The organism is Pirellulales bacterium (assembly GCA_019636335.1).
Classification (GTDB): Bacteria; Planctomycetota; Planctomycetia; order Pirellulales; family JAEUIK01; genus JAHBXR01.
In genome coordinates, this window is record JAHBXR010000007.1 from 55,734 (window position 1) to 71,473 (window position 15,740).

The 15,740-nt window shown below is 63.2% G+C and carries 12 protein-coding genes, 1 other RNA gene and 1 pseudogene; 7 read left to right on the forward strand and 7 right to left on the reverse strand.

The genetic code is table 11. From position 1 onward, the window contains the following. The first annotated feature begins 45 nt into the window (after nucleotides 1-45). Nucleotides 46-291: a helix-turn-helix domain-containing protein gene (locus tag KF708_09035; GenBank protein ID MBX3412820.1), complete on the forward strand. Its 246-nt coding sequence runs from the start codon at nucleotides 46-48 to the stop codon at nucleotides 289-291. A 3-nt stretch (nucleotides 292-294) separates the two neighbouring features. Continuing rightward, a pseudogene (locus tag KF708_09040) lies at nucleotides 295-1,347 on the forward strand (tyrosine-type recombinase/integrase). A gap of 238 nt (nucleotides 1,348-1,585) precedes the next feature. On the opposite strand, the gene ssrA reads toward KF708_09040, so the two are convergent. Continuing rightward, nucleotides 1,586-1,949: a transfer-messenger RNA gene (gene ssrA / locus KF708_09045) on the reverse strand. A 496-nt stretch (nucleotides 1,950-2,445) separates the two neighbouring features. On the opposite strand from ssrA, the gene KF708_09050 reads away from it, so the two are divergent. The 5 genes from KF708_09050 to KF708_09070 all read left to right on the forward strand — a co-directional run bounded on the left by KF708_09050 (nucleotide 2,446) and on the right by KF708_09070 (nucleotide 6,917). Then, entirely contained in the window at nucleotides 2,446-3,327 is an 882-nt protein-coding gene (locus KF708_09050) for a formylglycine-generating enzyme family protein (protein ID MBX3412821.1), read from the forward strand. A gap of 35 nt (nucleotides 3,328-3,362) precedes the next feature. After that, nucleotides 3,363-3,830 (forward strand): hypothetical protein, encoded by a 468-nt coding sequence (locus KF708_09055; protein ID MBX3412822.1) that lies wholly within the window; start codon nucleotides 3,363-3,365, stop codon nucleotides 3,828-3,830. Between the two features lie 187 nt (nucleotides 3,831-4,017). Next, nucleotides 4,018-4,560, forward strand: a complete 543-nt coding sequence (locus tag KF708_09060) for an HIT domain-containing protein (GenBank protein ID MBX3412823.1) — start codon at nucleotides 4,018-4,020, stop codon at nucleotides 4,558-4,560. A 10-nt stretch (nucleotides 4,561-4,570) separates the two neighbouring features. Then, nucleotides 4,571-5,779, forward strand: a complete 1,209-nt coding sequence (gene dgt, locus KF708_09065) for a dNTP triphosphohydrolase (protein MBX3412824.1) — start codon at nucleotides 4,571-4,573, stop codon at nucleotides 5,777-5,779. 124 nt (nucleotides 5,780-5,903) lie between these two features. Next, complete coding sequence (locus KF708_09070; GenBank protein ID MBX3412825.1) at nucleotides 5,904-6,917, forward strand: PIN domain-containing protein; 1,014 nt, start codon at nucleotides 5,904-5,906, stop codon at nucleotides 6,915-6,917. Nucleotides 6,918-6,938: 21 nt separating this feature from the next. On the opposite strand, the gene argS is transcribed toward KF708_09070, so the two are convergent. From argS to KF708_09100, 6 genes are all read right to left on the reverse strand, one after another. Next, nucleotides 6,939-8,912 (reverse strand): arginine--tRNA ligase, encoded by a 1,974-nt coding sequence (argS, locus tag KF708_09075; GenBank protein MBX3412826.1) that lies wholly within the window; start codon nucleotides 8,910-8,912, stop codon nucleotides 6,939-6,941. A 140-nt stretch (nucleotides 8,913-9,052) separates the two neighbouring features. Then, nucleotides 9,053-10,135 carry a transporter gene (locus KF708_09080; protein MBX3412827.1) on the reverse strand — a complete coding sequence of 361 codons (1,083 nt, stop codon included), beginning with the start codon at nucleotides 10,133-10,135 and terminating at the stop codon, nucleotides 9,053-9,055. A gap of 180 nt (nucleotides 10,136-10,315) precedes the next feature. Beyond that, nucleotides 10,316-10,531: a DUF2007 domain-containing protein gene (locus tag KF708_09085; GenBank protein ID MBX3412828.1), complete on the reverse strand. Its 216-nt coding sequence runs from the start codon at nucleotides 10,529-10,531 to the stop codon at nucleotides 10,316-10,318. A gap of 227 nt (nucleotides 10,532-10,758) precedes the next feature. Beyond that, nucleotides 10,759-11,898, reverse strand: a complete 1,140-nt coding sequence (locus KF708_09090) for a tetratricopeptide repeat protein (protein MBX3412829.1) — start codon at nucleotides 11,896-11,898, stop codon at nucleotides 10,759-10,761. 177 nt (nucleotides 11,899-12,075) lie between these two features. Then, on the reverse strand, nucleotides 12,076-12,807 hold the full coding sequence (locus tag KF708_09095; GenBank protein ID MBX3412830.1) for a hypothetical protein: 732 nt from the start codon (nucleotides 12,805-12,807) through the stop codon (nucleotides 12,076-12,078). 70 nt (nucleotides 12,808-12,877) lie between these two features. Then, entirely contained in the window at nucleotides 12,878-14,992 is a 2,115-nt protein-coding gene (locus KF708_09100; protein ID MBX3412831.1) for a pilus assembly protein N-terminal domain-containing protein, read from the reverse strand. Nucleotides 14,993-15,740 lie beyond the last annotated feature (748 nt).

A 15,740-nucleotide genomic window follows, 5' to 3' on the forward strand; every position in this document is an offset into this window, starting at 1 on the left:
GACCTGTACTCATTGCCCTGGTTCCGGGCCGGAAAGGAGGATTTCATGTCATCGACTGAACTGGTAGCTCCGGCGAGCCCATCGGGGCCTTTGCTGCTCACGGCGGAAGAGTTCGCCGAGATGATGCAGATATCGACTCGAACGCTCTGGCGGTTGCGTTCGGCGGGGCTGGTCCCCGCGCCGGTCCGCATCGGTGGGACCGTGCGATGGAACCGCGAGACAGTCATTGATTGGATCGCGGCCGGTTGCCCATCGTCAATTGCGGTTAACAATGATCGGCGGAGGAGATAACCAATGGCATCGATCTTCAAACGGGGCAAAGGGCGCAACGAGCCCTACGTCGTCCAGTATTTTGATCATCGCGGCAAACGCCGCACGAAAATCGGGTTTACCGACAAGGGTTTGACTGAGGAACTGGCGGCCAAGCTCGAAACGGAGGCTCGCCTCCGTTCGACCGGCCTGATCGATCCGCAGCAGGATCGGTTTGCCCAGCAGAAAGCCGTACCGATCAAGGCTCACCTGGATGCCTTCCAGGAGAGCCTCGAAGACAACACCGGCAAGCATGTCCGGCTCACCATGACGCGCGTGCGCCGGATCGTCGACGGGTGCGGCTTCAAGACCCTGGCCGATATCGAAAGCGAACCGGTGCAGGTCTGTCTGCGCCGCCTCCGCAAGGAGGAGGATCTGGGGCACCGGACCTACAACCATTACCTCCAGGCGATGGATGCCTTCTGCAACTGGTGCGTGGTCACCAAGCGATTGATCGCCAATCCGATTCTGGGCCTGGAGCGGCTCAACACGGAAGTCGATGTCCGGCATGCCCGGCGGGCGTTGACGGCCGACGAGGTCGCCAGGCTTGTGGACTCGGCTCGCAGCAGCCACAAGCGAATTCAGGGGTTTAGCGGGGAAATGCGGGCTCGCATCTACCTGATGTCCTACATGACGGGCCTTCGCAGGAAGGAGTTGGCGAGCCTGTCACCGCGAAGTTTCTCGCTCGATGCCGAGCAGCCAACGGTGACGGTCGAGGCTGCCTGCTCAAAGCACCGCCGCAAGGACGTGCTCCCCCTGCATGCGGAGTTGGTCGCGATGCTGCGCGAGTGGATCAAGGGCTTGAAGCCGACCGACAAGCTCTTTCCGAACCTCGATCGCAAGAAGACCTGGTTCATGGTCCGCAGGGACCTGGAGCGCGTCGGCATCGCCTACGAGAACGAGGACGGCATTGCCGACTTCCATGCCGCCGGGCGGCATACCCACATCACTGAGTTGCTCCGCAACGGCGCGACGCTGCCGCAGGCCAAGGAACTGGCCCGGCATTCCGACGTGAAGATGACCATGAAGTACACCCACATTGGCCTGGGGGATCAGGCCAAGGCATTGGCAAATTTGCCCTCGCCGAAGCGGGCCGAACCCGCGACCGATGCAGCGCAGGACGATCAAGCCGCGCTGCATATGCGCTGCAGTTTTTGCAGCGCTGAGGGGCATTCGGTGTCTTCGGCTGTCAGCGATCCGGCGGACCCTAAACGCCGAAACCCTTGCGGCTGCAAGGGTTTTGACGCTGATCGTCGCTCTATGTCAGAGCATGACAAAATGGAGGCGGCGGGAATCGAACCCGCGTCCCGTGGCATTTCGGTGCCAGCTTCTACGTGCGTAGTCGACTTATTTGATCCTTCGCGGCGCGGTCCCCAGGCGACAGGGTGCCGGCTCCGCTAGTCGGGAACTTTTTTAACCCCGAGCGTGCCCAACAGTGACTCGGGACGATCCGGAATTGTTGACCAACTTTTGAACCTCTCCGGCGAAGGCTCGCAGTCGGGGTCACCTATCTCTAGGCGGCCAAAGCAAAGGTATCTTCGGCAATTGAAGATAATTGGTCGGCTTTTTGCGTGGCCTGCTGACCAACCACGGCACGCCACTAACACGTCAACCTACCCGGTCGAACCCAGTTCGCCCCCGGTGAGATCCGCCGCGACGGGACTTCCCCAGCCTCGGCCGTGCTCGTTCGACTCCTCATTATACGTATCGGCCCGCCGCGCGGCCATTCGTAGTTCGTGGCCGCTCCTTGGGCTGGGTCCCTACCGACCCGCTCGCCCGTCGCCTATCCGACAACCGGGGCGCTAAGTACCGAATTTATTTGACTCTACGAACGGCGATTGCTTCAATCGGGCAGGTTGGCGATCGGCAAGGCCGAGGCACATCGCCGACCTCATTTCGGGCAAGCGGGCACTTGCCAAAGCTCTTTTCGACTTCTTTTCACGGACGCGGTCTGTTCCCGCACGGCGGCGGGCACCGACGGCAACAGAGACGCATTCGATCGAGGTCCTCGTATCCGCCTGCGCTGAGGCGAGCGCTGGCAGATAGGCGTCCCACGTTTGTGGTTGCGCGCCGGCCCCCTGGTATCGCTCATCGGTTTGCCGTCGTCTCCTTTCTCGTGCAAGGAGTATTTCAGGCATGTATGCCCTCGCGCTTGCGCTGGCCGTGGTTGTGGCCGATCCTGTCTCCCCTGCCCCACGCCCCGCTCTCGAACTCCTGCGGCAGTTTCGCGACGAATTGATCTACATCCGCCCGGGCGAAGGTCCCTTCCCGGCTCGTTTTACGCTAGGCCGAAATGCCGACGAGCCGACCGAACGCCCGCTGCAGCAGGCGTACATCAAGCACAAGTTCTCCATCTCGAAATACGAAGTCACGCAAGAGTTGTGGGAACTGATCATGGGGGGCAATCCCAGCCGCTGGAAAGGCCCTCGCAACTCGGTCGACAACGTGTCGTTCAACGACTGCGTCGAATTCTGCCACCGACTGACGCTGGCGCTGCGCGAGGTCGATCTCATCTCCGCTACCGAAGTGGTACGTCTGCCGTCCGAGACCGAATGGGAATACTGCGCCCGGGCCGGCACGATCTCGCTCTACAGCTTTGGCGACGACGTCGAGCAACTCGACGACTACGCCTGGTACGAAAGCAACGCCGCCGGAAACGATCCGCAAGTGGGCGAGAAGAAGCCCAACGCCTGGGGGCTTTACGACATGCACGGTTACCTTTGGGAATGGTGCGCCGACCGCTGGCACGATACGCTACGCGACATCCCGGCCGACGGCTCGGTCTGGAACGTGCGAGGCGACATCAAGCGACGCACGCTGCGAGGCGGAAGCTGGAAAGATCCGGCCAAGCGCGTGCTGAGCACGACGCGTCGCGGGGCCTACACGACGACCCGCGACGATGCACTCGGTCTGCGCTGCGTCGTCTCCGACACGTTGCCTTCGAATCAGAGCGCGGTGGCGGGGACGCCGGGCAAGAATCCGCTCGATTCGAGGCATACTCCCCAGGACAATTACTAACATCGGGTGCCCGGGCTGCCGGCGACCCTCGCGCCATGAAGATTCTTTATCTACACGGGCTGGGTTCCGGTCCCGAAGGTTACAAGCCGACGTGGCTGCGGGGCCAGGGTCTCGAGGTCGTGGCGCCACAGCTTGTCGACGACGATCTCGCCGCATCGATCGAGATCGCCCGGCGGAGCTTCGCCTCCCAACGTTTCGACGTGGTGGTGGGCTCCAGTCGTGGCGGCGCCGTGGCGCTCGCACTCGATACGAGCAGCACGCCGCGCGTGGTGATCGCCCCCGCGTGGCGCCGTTTGGGGGTCGACCCGGTCGCCGGGCCGGTGACGGTCATCCTGCACTCGCCCCACGACGAACTGATCCCGCTCGCCGACAGCCGGGAGCTGGCGGCGCGCTGGCAATTGCCGGCCGACTCGTTGCTCGAGGTCGGCGCGCGGCACACGATGAGCGATCCCGCGGCCTTGGCGGCCCTGCTCGAGGCGGTGCGCCGCGTCGCCGTAGCGTAGAATCGGAGTGGGCTTGTCGTGCGCCGAGGCCAACTCGCTGGCATGCTAGCACGTGGCACCCGTGAGCATGGCCACGCGGCGACTCGACTTGTCTGGCTATGGCACCGTCGATAGACTTCCGCCCCGGCCTATTCTGCCCTGCCTCCGGAATTTGGAACCCCGGCGGCGGGCGTATGGAGAACTGTCCTTGAGCTTCGAGCAACTCTGGGCCCCTTGGCGGCTGAGCTACATCAAACAGGACCGCGATGCGGCGGCGCCCGAGCGCGCGCCCCTGTCGTTTTTGCCGGGGGCCGATCCCGAATGCTTCATCTGCCGCGACGTCGTCGATACGGCCGACCGCGAAAACCTGGTGGTGCATCGCGGCGAGCGTTGCCTCACGATCCTGAACCGTTTTCCCTACAATAATGGCCACCTGCTGGTGGCCCCCAAATCGCACCGCGCCGAGCTTGGCGCGCTCGAGGCCGCCGATCACCTTGAGATCATGGAAACCACCGCCCGCCTGATCGAGATCCTGCGCCGCACGATGAACCCCGACGGGTTCAACGTCGGCTTGAATCTTGGCCGCATGGCGGGGGCGGGGTTGCCTGGCCATTTGCACTGGCACATCGTGCCCCGCTGGAATGGCGATACGAATTTCATGCCGGTACTGGCCGGAGTGAACGTGATCCCTCAATCGCTCGACGCGTTATGGTCGCTGTTGACCGATGCCCTTCGCGGCATCGCCCAGTAGCGCACGGTCCATGAGCCACGAACACCGATCACCCGCCGTCCCCCAGTCGATCGCCCAGCGCGAGTCCGCGCTGTTGGCCCCCTACGCGACGCCGAGCATCTCCACGGCAGGTCGCCGGCATGCCGAAGATCCACCGCATCGCCGCGGACCGTACGAGATCGATCGCGATCGCATCATTCACTCGGCGGCGTTTCGGCGTTTGAGCGCGAAGACGCAGGTCTTCACGGGCGAGATGGGAGACTACCACCGTACCCGGCTGACTCACACGCTGGAGGTGGTGGCGGTCGCCCGGCGACTGGGGCGCGCCTTGCGTCTGAACGAAGATCTGATCGAAGCGCTCGCGCTGGCCCACGATCTGGGACACCCACCCTTCGGGCATGCCGGCGAAGACGCCCTCGACGAATGTCTGCACGGGGCGGGGGGCTTCTGCCACAACCGCCACGCGCTGCGGATTCTCGAAGTGCTCGAAGCGTGCAATCCGAAGTTTGAAGGACTCAACCTTTCGCGCGAGGTACTCGACGGGCAGCATACGCGGATCGATCACGACTGCGCGGCACAGGGCATCTCGCTCGAAGCCCAGGTGGTCGAGGCGGCCGATAGCGTGGCCTACGACACGCACGACGCCGACGATGCCATGAAGCTCGGCTTCGTCACGCTCGAAGAGATGCTCGAAGTACCGCTGTGGCGCACCGCGGCGAGACACGTGCGAACACGCTATGCCAATCTGTCCGAGATCGAATTGAAGCGGGCGGTACTGGTCGAGCTGGTCGATTGGCAACTCGATGACCTGATCGCCCGGACCGAAGAACGCCTGGCCGAGGGGGAACGCACGCGGGACTGGGTGCTGCGGCAACGCGAGCCCCTGATCGCCGCCAGCCCCAAGATTGCCGCCGAGAAAGCCGCCGTCGAGCGATTTCTGCACGAGCGTGTCTACCGCCATCCGCAGGTGCTGGTGATGCGCGGCCGGGCGCAATCCTCGCTCCGCGAGATGTTCGCCGTGCTGCGGGGCGCGCCCGAACAGATGCCCGAGAGCTTCCGCGCTCGCATCGCGACCGATGGTCTGGATCGGGCCGTGGGAGACTATCTAGCAGGCATGACCGACCGTTTTACGCAGCAGCAATATGCCCGCCTGTGTGGCACGGCCGCCGGCGGCGGCTCTCGCTCGACCACCTCGAAGGGCGAATTGCGCGTCGTTTCGCCGCGAACGAGGGCCGGTTGACGCCAGCTTTTCCTGCCCGCTGGCATGGCGAGTCGTGGCTGGTAGAATGGGCAGGTCGAGCACGCCAACGTGCCGGCCCCCGCCTGTTCATCTCGCATCACCCGCGCACTGTTCCCTCGCCACCATGGCACTTGTCATTCTGCGTCTGGTCTTCGTGGGCGTGGCCATTGGCATGGCCGTGTATCTCGTGCAAGCGCGTCAAGTGGCGGAAGATCAGCCTTGGATGCTGTTCTGCGGCGTGATCGGGGCGGCGTTGTCGGTCATCGCGCTGGATATCGCGGTGCGCCGCAAGCAGCTCGAAACGGTGTCGGCCGTCTATTTCGGGCTGATCGTCGGGCTGGCGATGACCTATGGCGCCAGTTGGGCGTTGACACCGATTCCACTCAAGGGACCGGCGCGCGATGCCGTGCTGTGGGTAACAGGCCTCGTCCTGTGTTACATCTGCATCAGCATGCTGCTACAGACCAAGAATGATTTCCGCTTCATCATTCCCTACGTCGAGTTCTCGAAGGAGGTCAAAGGGCTCAAACCTTTGATCCTCGACACGAGCGTCATCATCGATGGCCGCATCGCCGACGTGGTAGAGACGCACATTTTCGACACGCAACTCATCATGCCACGCTTCGTGCTGGCCGAGTTGCAGGGTATCGCCGATAGTTCCGATCGCTTGCGACGCAGCCGCGGCCGGCGCGGTCTCGATATCCTGAACCGCTTGCGCGCCAATGAGGCGGTCGATCTGCAGATTCACGAGCGCGAGTTGCCCGAGTTCGCCGGGCAGCCGGTCGATCTCAAGCTGGTCACGCTGGCTAAGCACCTCGACGGCAAGCTGGTGACCAACGATTACAACCTGAATAAGGTCGCCCGGCTACACGGTGTCAGCGTCGTCAACTTGAACGATCTGGCCAACGCCTTGAAGCCGGTCTTTCTGCCGGGCGAGCATCTCGACGTCCGTATCGTCAAGCCGGGCGAAGAAGCGGGCCAGGGCGTGGGCTATCTCGACGACGGCACCATGGTCGTGGTCGAAGGGGGACGCGAGCACTTGAACAAGCAGACCCGCATCACCGTCACCAGCGTGCTGCAAACGAGCGCCGGCCGAATGATCTTCGGCCGCTTCGAAGAGCTGGCCCGCGTCTCGTAGCACGGACAAGTCGTCGCCGTGCTACATCTTCTCGACCGTGCCGATCCCCAGCAGGTGCAGTCCCTGCTTGAGGGTGCGCGCCGTCAGGGCACACAGCTTCAAGCGGCTTTGACGCAGGGCCTCGGTCTCGGCCTTGAGCACCGGGCACTGGTCGAAAAACGACGAGTAACGGTTCGCCAGCTCGAACAGGTAGGAGGTGATCTGGTTGGGACGCAGGTCGGCGGCCGCCTGGGCGAGTGCCTCGGGAAAGCGTAACAGCTCGATCGCCAAGGCCCGCTCGGCCGGATGCGCGAGCGCTACCGGCGTGCCGCTGGCCAGGAGGGCCGCCTCTTCGATCTCTCCTTTGGCGAAGATGCTCCGTACGCGCGCGTAAGCGTACTGCAGATAGGTGGCCGTATTGCCGTTCATGGCTAGCATTTTGTCGTAACTGAAGACGTAGTCGCTCGTGCGGTTTTGCGAAAGATCGGCATACTTGAGGGCGCCGATGCCGACGATGTCCGCGACGTGCTGCCGCTCCTCGTCGGAGAGCTCGCCCCCCCCCGGCTTCGCGTCGTCGTTCTCCGAGACAATGCGCAGGGCTCGCGATACCGCCTCATCGAGCAACCCCGACAGACCGACCGTATCGCCGGCACGCGTCTTGAAAGGCCGGCCATCTTCGCCCAGCACCGTGCCGAAGCTGATGTGCTGCAACTCGACCTGCTCGTAGCCCCACTGGCGTGCCGTGGCAAAGAGCTGCTCGAAGTGCAATCCCTGGCGATGATCGACAACGTACAAAATGGCGTCGGGAGACCAGCGTTCCATCCGGTACTGGATCGTCGCCAGATCGGTCGTGGCATAGAGGAAGGCGCCATCCTGCTTGCGCACGATAAAGGGGGTGGCGTGCCCTGCGAGAAAGACGCACAGCGCGCCGTCGCTTTCACGGGCCAGACCGCGCTTTTCCAGATCCTCGGCCACCTGCGCGAGTCGATCGTGGTAGAAGCTTTCGCCCAACGTCTCGTCGAAGCGGACCCCCAGACGCCGATAGATGACGTCGATGTCTTCGAGGCAGGCGGGCAGGAACTCGCGCCACAGACGCCGATTCTCGGCATCGCCGGCGTGCAGCTTCGCCGTTTCGGCCAGTACGGCGGCGCCGATCTCGGGATGGGCCACTGCCAGCTCCGCGCGCGGGGGATCGTTCTCGACGGCCGCGATCTTGGCCCCCTGCTCGGCGAGCTCGCCGCGCCGTTCGGAGAGCCGAGCCTCGACACGACGCAACTCCGAGGCCTGCTCCTTGGCCACCTTCTTATCCTCGGGCACCCCCTTCGTCTTGGCCGCGGCGACTTCACGCTCGAGCGCCGCGAACTGACTTTGCTTGTCTGGCAGCGACTTCTTCAACTCCCAGTAGTCGACCAACTGGCTCACCAGGCGATAGAGTCGCGCGAGCTCGGCGACGGGGCTCTGCCGGTAGGCCTGCTCATCGCAAAAATGGCGATAGCCATACAGGATCATGCCGAACTGTGTGCCCCAATCGCCGATATGGTTATCGCCGACCGTATGGTGGCCCAGGAAGGCCAGCAGCCGGCAGAGCGAGTCGCCGATCACCGTCGAGCGGATGTGCCCCACATGCATTGGCTTGGCGACGTTCGGCGCCGAGAAGTCGACGATGTACGTGCGACGGGGGGATGCCTCGGGCACCCCCAGGCGATGATCGGCCAACGCCTCGGACAGGGTCCGACTGAGCCAGGCCTCGCGCAGACGCAGGTTGATGAACCCCGGCCCGGCGATCTCCGGCGTTTCGCACAGATCGTCGAGCGCCACGCGAGCCACGATCTCGGCGGCGACATCGCGCGGAGGGCGCGAGAGACGTTTGCCCAGCGGCATGGCGAAATTCGCCTGGTAGTCGCCGAACCTGGCGTCCTGCGCCGGGCGAATCATGTCCAACAGTTCGGCAGGCTCGGGTGCATAGTCGCGCAACGCGACCGCAAAGCGCGAGCGGAGTTCGTCCAAGACGTTCATTTCGGAGGCGGCCGGCAATCGGGAGAAAAGGGGGTCGCACGGCAACACCCAGGCCGCACGCGTACGCGACCAAGTGTATCAGCCACCGCGCGAAGTGAAATCCCAAACGACCGGTTCCAACCGGCCTGACGGGGCCTCCCTTACAAGCGAATAACGAACCCAGAACCGAGGAAGTAATCGTAGGCCGCTTCGTTCAAGCCAACACCGGCCCGGATATCGAGCTGCAGATTATTGGTGACCGAAAAGGTGAAGCCACCGTCGAAGTAGTTCTCTGGCAAGACACTCGTGGCGCCGGTCGGAAAGAGCCCGAAGTACTCGGTATAGGCTCCCCAACGATCGGTGAGGCGGTAGCCTATCGTGAAGGACTGCGCGAAGAGCGTGTACGAGCGGTCGTCTGCGTCGTCGACCGACTTGTTCACCTGCGTGCTGCCCCCGCATGATAAGAAGTCGTTGATCTCCCACCCGTAAAGCCAGTTCAATCCCGGACAAACGCGATCGGCGGTGAAATCGTCCGCGCCGGTCGGCAGAAACATCTGGGGCACAATCGCCATTTCGGGCAAGATTCCCTGTTGCAACGTCAGGGCGATTTTGGCGCCGACGTAGAGGTCTTGCGCGCCGGTTGCCGAGTCGAAGAAGCCCGAATCTCGCGCGGCATTGGAACCGTGATTGTAGGCGATGCGGAACTCGAACCACTCGGCCAGCATCCCGACACGGAGCAGCGTTTCTGGATACGATTGATCGATGGTGAGATCCTCTCCCGCGCGATCAAAGAAGTAGGTGTAGCCCGCTTCGAGTTGCACGACGCCACGCCCGACCGTGGTCGATGCTTCCGTAAAGTCAGGTCGATCGCTGATGAGCGGTTCGTCCAGCGGCGCGGGCCCCCCTTCCTCTTCGCCACCATAGCTCCAGCGAAAAAGACTCTTGGGCGATCCACCACACCGGTCGAAGCAACGGCCGCCGCAATGCTCGCACCCCTGCTTTCCACAGCCGCATGGCTCACGATGTCCGAGGGGACGCACGTCCCCCGGCCCCTGAGTTGCCGTCGAGCTTGCCGAGTCGAGCGCGGAGAGGGGCGTGACTGGCTCCGACGTGCTGACGCTGGCGCTCGCGTTCGACAAGATCGCCGCGCGTGTGGGATAAGCCCCTTGCTCGGCTAGAACCTCGACAGTGGCCGACCCGGCGACAGCAGCAAGAACGGCACTCAGCGCACGTAAGATCGACATGGCTGCAACTGACAAACAGGCGTGGTGTCATGCGTTGCGCGCTACATCGCGTGCATCCCCCCTATAAGGATCGGCAGCATTGCTACTTTCTGTGATGCAAAGAACAGGTTTTTGAGCACCAAAAACCGCTCTATTCGAAATGTGGGGGGAACGAAGGGCGAGAGAGCTCGCGCGCCCAACTCAAGCGTGGTGCTGGTGCTGCTCGATGATTTCGCGCGCACGATCGGCGTCGGCAGCGCGTACGAAGATGCGAATGTCGAAGATGCCGGTCAGACCTGCCTGGTGCTCCCCCTCGAGCTCGCATGCAATCCCTTCTTCGGCCAGCGCGATCTTGATGATCTGCGCCAGAGCGGGATCGGTCGTCGCGTAGATTTCGGTCAGGTCGTCACCTTGCATCGAAAAATCCCCCTACTCCTGGAAGGACGGCGCGAGGCCGAATCATGGCATGACTTACACGGCGGGCGTCCCGCATGATAGACGCCGAGCGAGGCGCCGTCGAGCGGTGGTTGCCGGCGCGGCCAGACATCGTCTCGGCGCCATAAAAAAACGCGTGCCAGCCGAGGAATTCTCCTCTACCTCTGGCACGCGTTAAGAAGCGATTATTCGATCGCGAGCCGCGACGCTTAGCCAGCGCCGACTGGCGGCAGAGCCGTCATGTTGGCCGGAACGTTCGAACCGGCCGGTGTCGAGAGCGGAAGCATTTCCGGCGCCGTGGAAGTCGTCGGATAGGGGCTCAACTCGGCGGGCGGTCCCGCGGGCATCAAGGCCGCCGCGGGGGATGCACTAGGGCCCACGTTCGTGGTCGGAATCGGGGTCGCCGGATATCCGCCGGCAGGCGCACCGGGCGTTCCCATCGGCTGATGGAATGGAACCGGCTGCGTCGGCATGGCTCCGTTCGGCATACCAGGCCCGTAGGGTTGCATCGCACCGGCCGGGGCGATACCCGCCGGGGGCATCGCGGCCATCGCCGGCATACCAGGCGCGCCTGGCATCGCAGCGCCAGGCATCATCGCAGCACCGGGCATCATCGCAGCACCAGGCTGCATGGGCGCACCCGGAGCACCCGCGATCATGCCGGGCTGCATCGGGGGACGATAGTCGGGCACCACCTTGTTCAGCTCGACCAGGGCTTCGGCCGCAACCTTCAGCCCCGGATTCTTCGATAGCGCGAGTGAATAATTGCGTTTCGCTTCTTCGAACCGGCCATGGAAGGCGAGCACGAAGGCCAGATTCGCGTGCGATTCGGCATCCGTGCCGCCGCGGCGGAAATAGGTGAGTGCTTCATCGAAGCGGGCCTGATGTCCCATGACCAGCCCCAGGTTATTCAGCGAGCGTTGATGCTTCGGATCGACTTCGATCGCGGCACGCAGCGCCTCTTCCGCCTCGGGCAGACGTCGCTGCAAGAAGTGCTGATAGCCGATGTCGGCAAGCAGTTCAGGATCCTGCGGGGCCAACTCGCGGGCTTTGGCAAAGTATTCGTCCGCCTTCTCCGGTCGCTCTTCGCGGGCCGACATGACCGCCAAGCGATGGTAGGCCATGGCGTTCTTGGGACGCTTTTTCAGCACCTGGTCGTAGATCTGCCTGGCCCGCTCGTTGTCGTTGCCTTGCTCGGCCATGCGCGCCATGGCGATCTGGGCATCGATCTCGCCGTTGGTGGTGATGAAGGGAATCTTCGCGGGCTTAAGACTCGAACAGCCCGTGAGCGCTCCCAGCGAGGAGAGCAGAAGTGCGAAGGCCGAGAGCCGCGCTGTATGACGTAGCATGAGCTTCCCATCCCTGGGTAACGTGGACCTGTCCCCAACGGCCCAAGCGGCCGGCGTTTCGGCGGCGAGTTTTCGGATGCTGCGCGAGGCAGGATCGTCGGCTCGCGGCGTGAAACGTCGGCCGCCCGTGCTTGTTCGACCAGTCCCATCCATGAGTCTGGTCTTGTTTCAACTCGTTTAGAAGAAACCGCCGCCCATACCGCCAAAGCCGCCGAAGCCGCCGAAGCCGCCCAGGCCGCCTTGGCCAAGACCGCCCCAGCCGCCGCCAAAGCCGCCATAGCCCTGGTAGCCGAACTGCTGGAAGACGCGCTCGGCCTGGAAGTCTTCCAGACCTTCGGCCAGGTCGCCCGCCACGATCACGCGGCGTTCGGCATCGGTAACCCCCATCTCGGCCAGCGCCATCACGATCAATTCGCGTCGTTCGGCGTCGAGCTTGGGATTCGGATTCACCGGGTATTCGAACTCGGTTCCTTCCTTGACGCTGCTCATGTTTCGCTCGACCACAACGGGGTAGTTGGCCCCGTTGTTCAGGCGGACCGCGATCTGGGTCAAGTGATCCATGCCTGCGGTGTTCAAGCGAACTTTGTCCTGCGTGAATTCGTGCTCGTAGACCACGAAGTCATTGGCGGCCTCGCCATGCGACTCTTGGATGCGCCACCAGGGATCGGCCACGTAGCCGAGCATCGGTGGCGGTGGCGGAACGGCATAGGGGTTGTAGTTCCCCCCTAAGCCACAGCCGCCACAGCCTGCCAGGCCACAGCCCCCCCCCGAGCAGCGCTGAATCTTGCATCCGCCGCAGCCACATCCTCCTCCGGCGTGGCCGCATACAGAGCAGCACCCCGAGGCGATGTGGAGCACGGCCAGTAAGGCGGCCGCGATCGTCAATCTCCAATTCCTAGAGCAACTCATCTCGATCCATCCCCCCTACTGGTATGGGACCTGGGTCGGCCCCCGCGACGCACGCTCGTCCTATTAATCTCTATTCGGAAAATCCGTGCGTTCCGTTGATATAGTGTCCTTCGCTCGTGTGATAATCCCGGTTCCAACGGGCATCCTTCACCAGGTGTTGCCACGTGTACCAGACCGTGCTGCGGTGATAGCAGTGTGGACGCCCTTCGATGCGGCCTCGGATATAGAAGTCCCAATCGTCCGGCTCGGTAATGTCCATGCCGGGGATCAAGGCGGGCTTCTCTTCCGGTTCGAGCGGGTGGACCCACTCGGGGCTGACCAGCACCAAGAGCTCCGTCTCCTGACGGCTCGTCCCCTTGTCGCTGAAGAGCAGCTTCACGATCGGGATGTTTCGCAAGATCGGCACACCCGTGATGCTGCCGCTTTGATCGTCGGCGATCAAACCGGCGATCGCCAGCCACTGACCTTCACGCATTTCGACCGTCGTCTGTACCGAACGGCTTTCCAAACCGGGAATACCGTTCACCGTGTTGGCGACCGTGGGCGTGCTGAAGGTCGGGATGACGTTCATACGCACGCGGTCCTTGTCGATCACCATCGGCGTGAAGCTCAACTGCGTGCCGAAGCCGCGGAACGCCGTGGCCACGGCACCGATACCACCGACGCCGACCGCCGTCGGCACGGCGAATTCACCACCCGAGATGAAGCTCGCGGTGTTGCCGTTCAAGACCACCAGGTTCGGCTCGGCCAGAATCTTGCCGTAGCCGTTCGTTTCGATAGCTCGCAGGGCGAGGTTGACCGTCGTCGTGCCCAGAATGGTCAAGCCGATATTGGCGCCCGCGCCTCCGCTGTTGTTGCTCAGCCGGAAGTTCGGATTCGTGAGACTCCAGTTCGTGCCGAGCGTTCGCGACGCACTCCGCTTGAGCTCCGCGATACGCACCTTGAGCATGACCTGGATTTCGCCGGGCACCTCGAGCAGGCTGATGATGTTGCTCGCCGTGGTGTCGCTGGCATCGGGATAGAGCCGAGCCGCCGGACCCTGATTGAGCAGACCGCCGCCGAAGCCACCCCAGCCGCCGCCGCCCCAGGGATTGATACCACCACCATAGCCACCAGGCCCGACGAGCTGACCGGTTTGATTGACCGCTTCGCCGCGGATCACGGACATGATCTGAGTGGCTTCTTCCGGATCGCGAGCCTGACCGCGAACGATCAGTTTGTCCGCGATCGGAATCAACTGGATGAAGCTGTTCGGGAAGAACTCGTTGACACGATCCTGCAGTTCGCCGTATTCGATCTCGCGTTCGGTCTGCTCGCCGGGATCGGGAGCGACGCGCACCAGGTAGCGGACCATTTCACGCTGTTGCTGCTCGCCGAACCAGATCGTGAGCGAGGTTTCGCCCGTCTCGAGACCGATGACTTCAATTTCGCGCGGGCTGTACTGCACGAACTCGATGATGCCTGGATCGGCGATCGAGACGCGCGAGATCGGCTCGCGAGTGATGATGATGCGCGAACGACGCAGGTAGATGTTCAAGGTCGCTTCGACGTCGTCGATGGTGCGAATCAGCGAGTCGAGCTTGGCGCGAGTTTCCGGAGTCGCCGTGATATCGGTCTGGCGATTGCGGATCACCGGCTCCTGCTCTTCCTCGTTCGGTTGCGCCATGCGCCCCATCTGGTCGATGTCGCGAGCGTTGGGACCGGGGGGGGGCGCCGGCTGATGGTTCGCCAGCCGGATATCGCGCGATGTACGTTTGCTTTGCAGATGCTTGGGCATCTTGCTCACGGCATGCTCGACCGACTTGCCGTCGGACTTGGCATGCTTACCCTGGTCGCCGACAGCAGGCTGCACGGCCGGCTGGGCCGCGGTGGCATCGGCGGACGCGGGGCCTTGTACGGCGGGTCCCAGCGGACCGGCGGGCGCCCCATTGCCATTCGTCACCCCCTGCGCTGTTGCCCCAGGCGCGGTAATCGGGCTGAAATTAATGTGCTGGTACTGCATCGAGGGCGCACCCGAGGGCAGTCGCACGAGAGCCGTGCCGTCCTGCACCATGGTCATTTGGGTGGGCGACTCGACCATTTGCGGTGGCGACGTCTGGCCCCAGGCCATCTTGGCTTGACCGGATGCGAGCGCCAGCAGCAAGACACCCGGAACGGAGCATTGCTTCAGGAGAGAGGTCTGCATTCGCATGTCTCTATGCTTCTGCCTGTTTCGTGCGGACACGTGCTGGTGGATCCTAATGCCCCCCACTTCGGCCGCTTCCCTGCGTCACCAGCCTGCCGAGCGGGAACCAAGGTGATCCGTCGCCGGCGCAAGGCCTGGTTGGCGAGGAATCAGCGCTTCGGTTTCACTACTTTCGGTCCCTCGGGATGTACCAGTTGAATCAAATCTTCCGGTTGCTCCCGATGCACCTGACTTAACAGCAATCTCGGCCATACGGGTTGAAGTAGTTAAGCCAATCCTGGCCAAGCTGCGGACGATGCCAAGATTCGCACTTTTACCGGCCATCCAGTGGCGTGGGTGGGGGGGCGATCGCACGCGGCGAATTGCTTGGGCCAGAGCGGGCCTTTGCCACGACTGCTTGCTGCCAGCGAAAAAACGCTGGCGCGACAGGTGCCAGGCGAGGGGAAGGCAGCAAGGCCTCTTATCTCCTCGATCGCAACGCGACAGCCGCCGGCCGACCGAGGAGGAGGTACCTCTCTAAACGACGTCGCGAGTACACAGGCACGCGGATGAACGACCCTGAGCACGCGAGCTCGCACCGATTCATGGCCGATGAGAGTTAAGCGGGCCAGTGCATCGCCTTTGGACAAAACGTACACTGGGAAGTCTACGCAAAGTCTGCCGAGCAGGAATTATTTGATTCGGCGTCCCGTTGTGCCGGCCGATACACATGAGGGAATTGAGGCGTTGCCTCACAAGATTCCGTTCC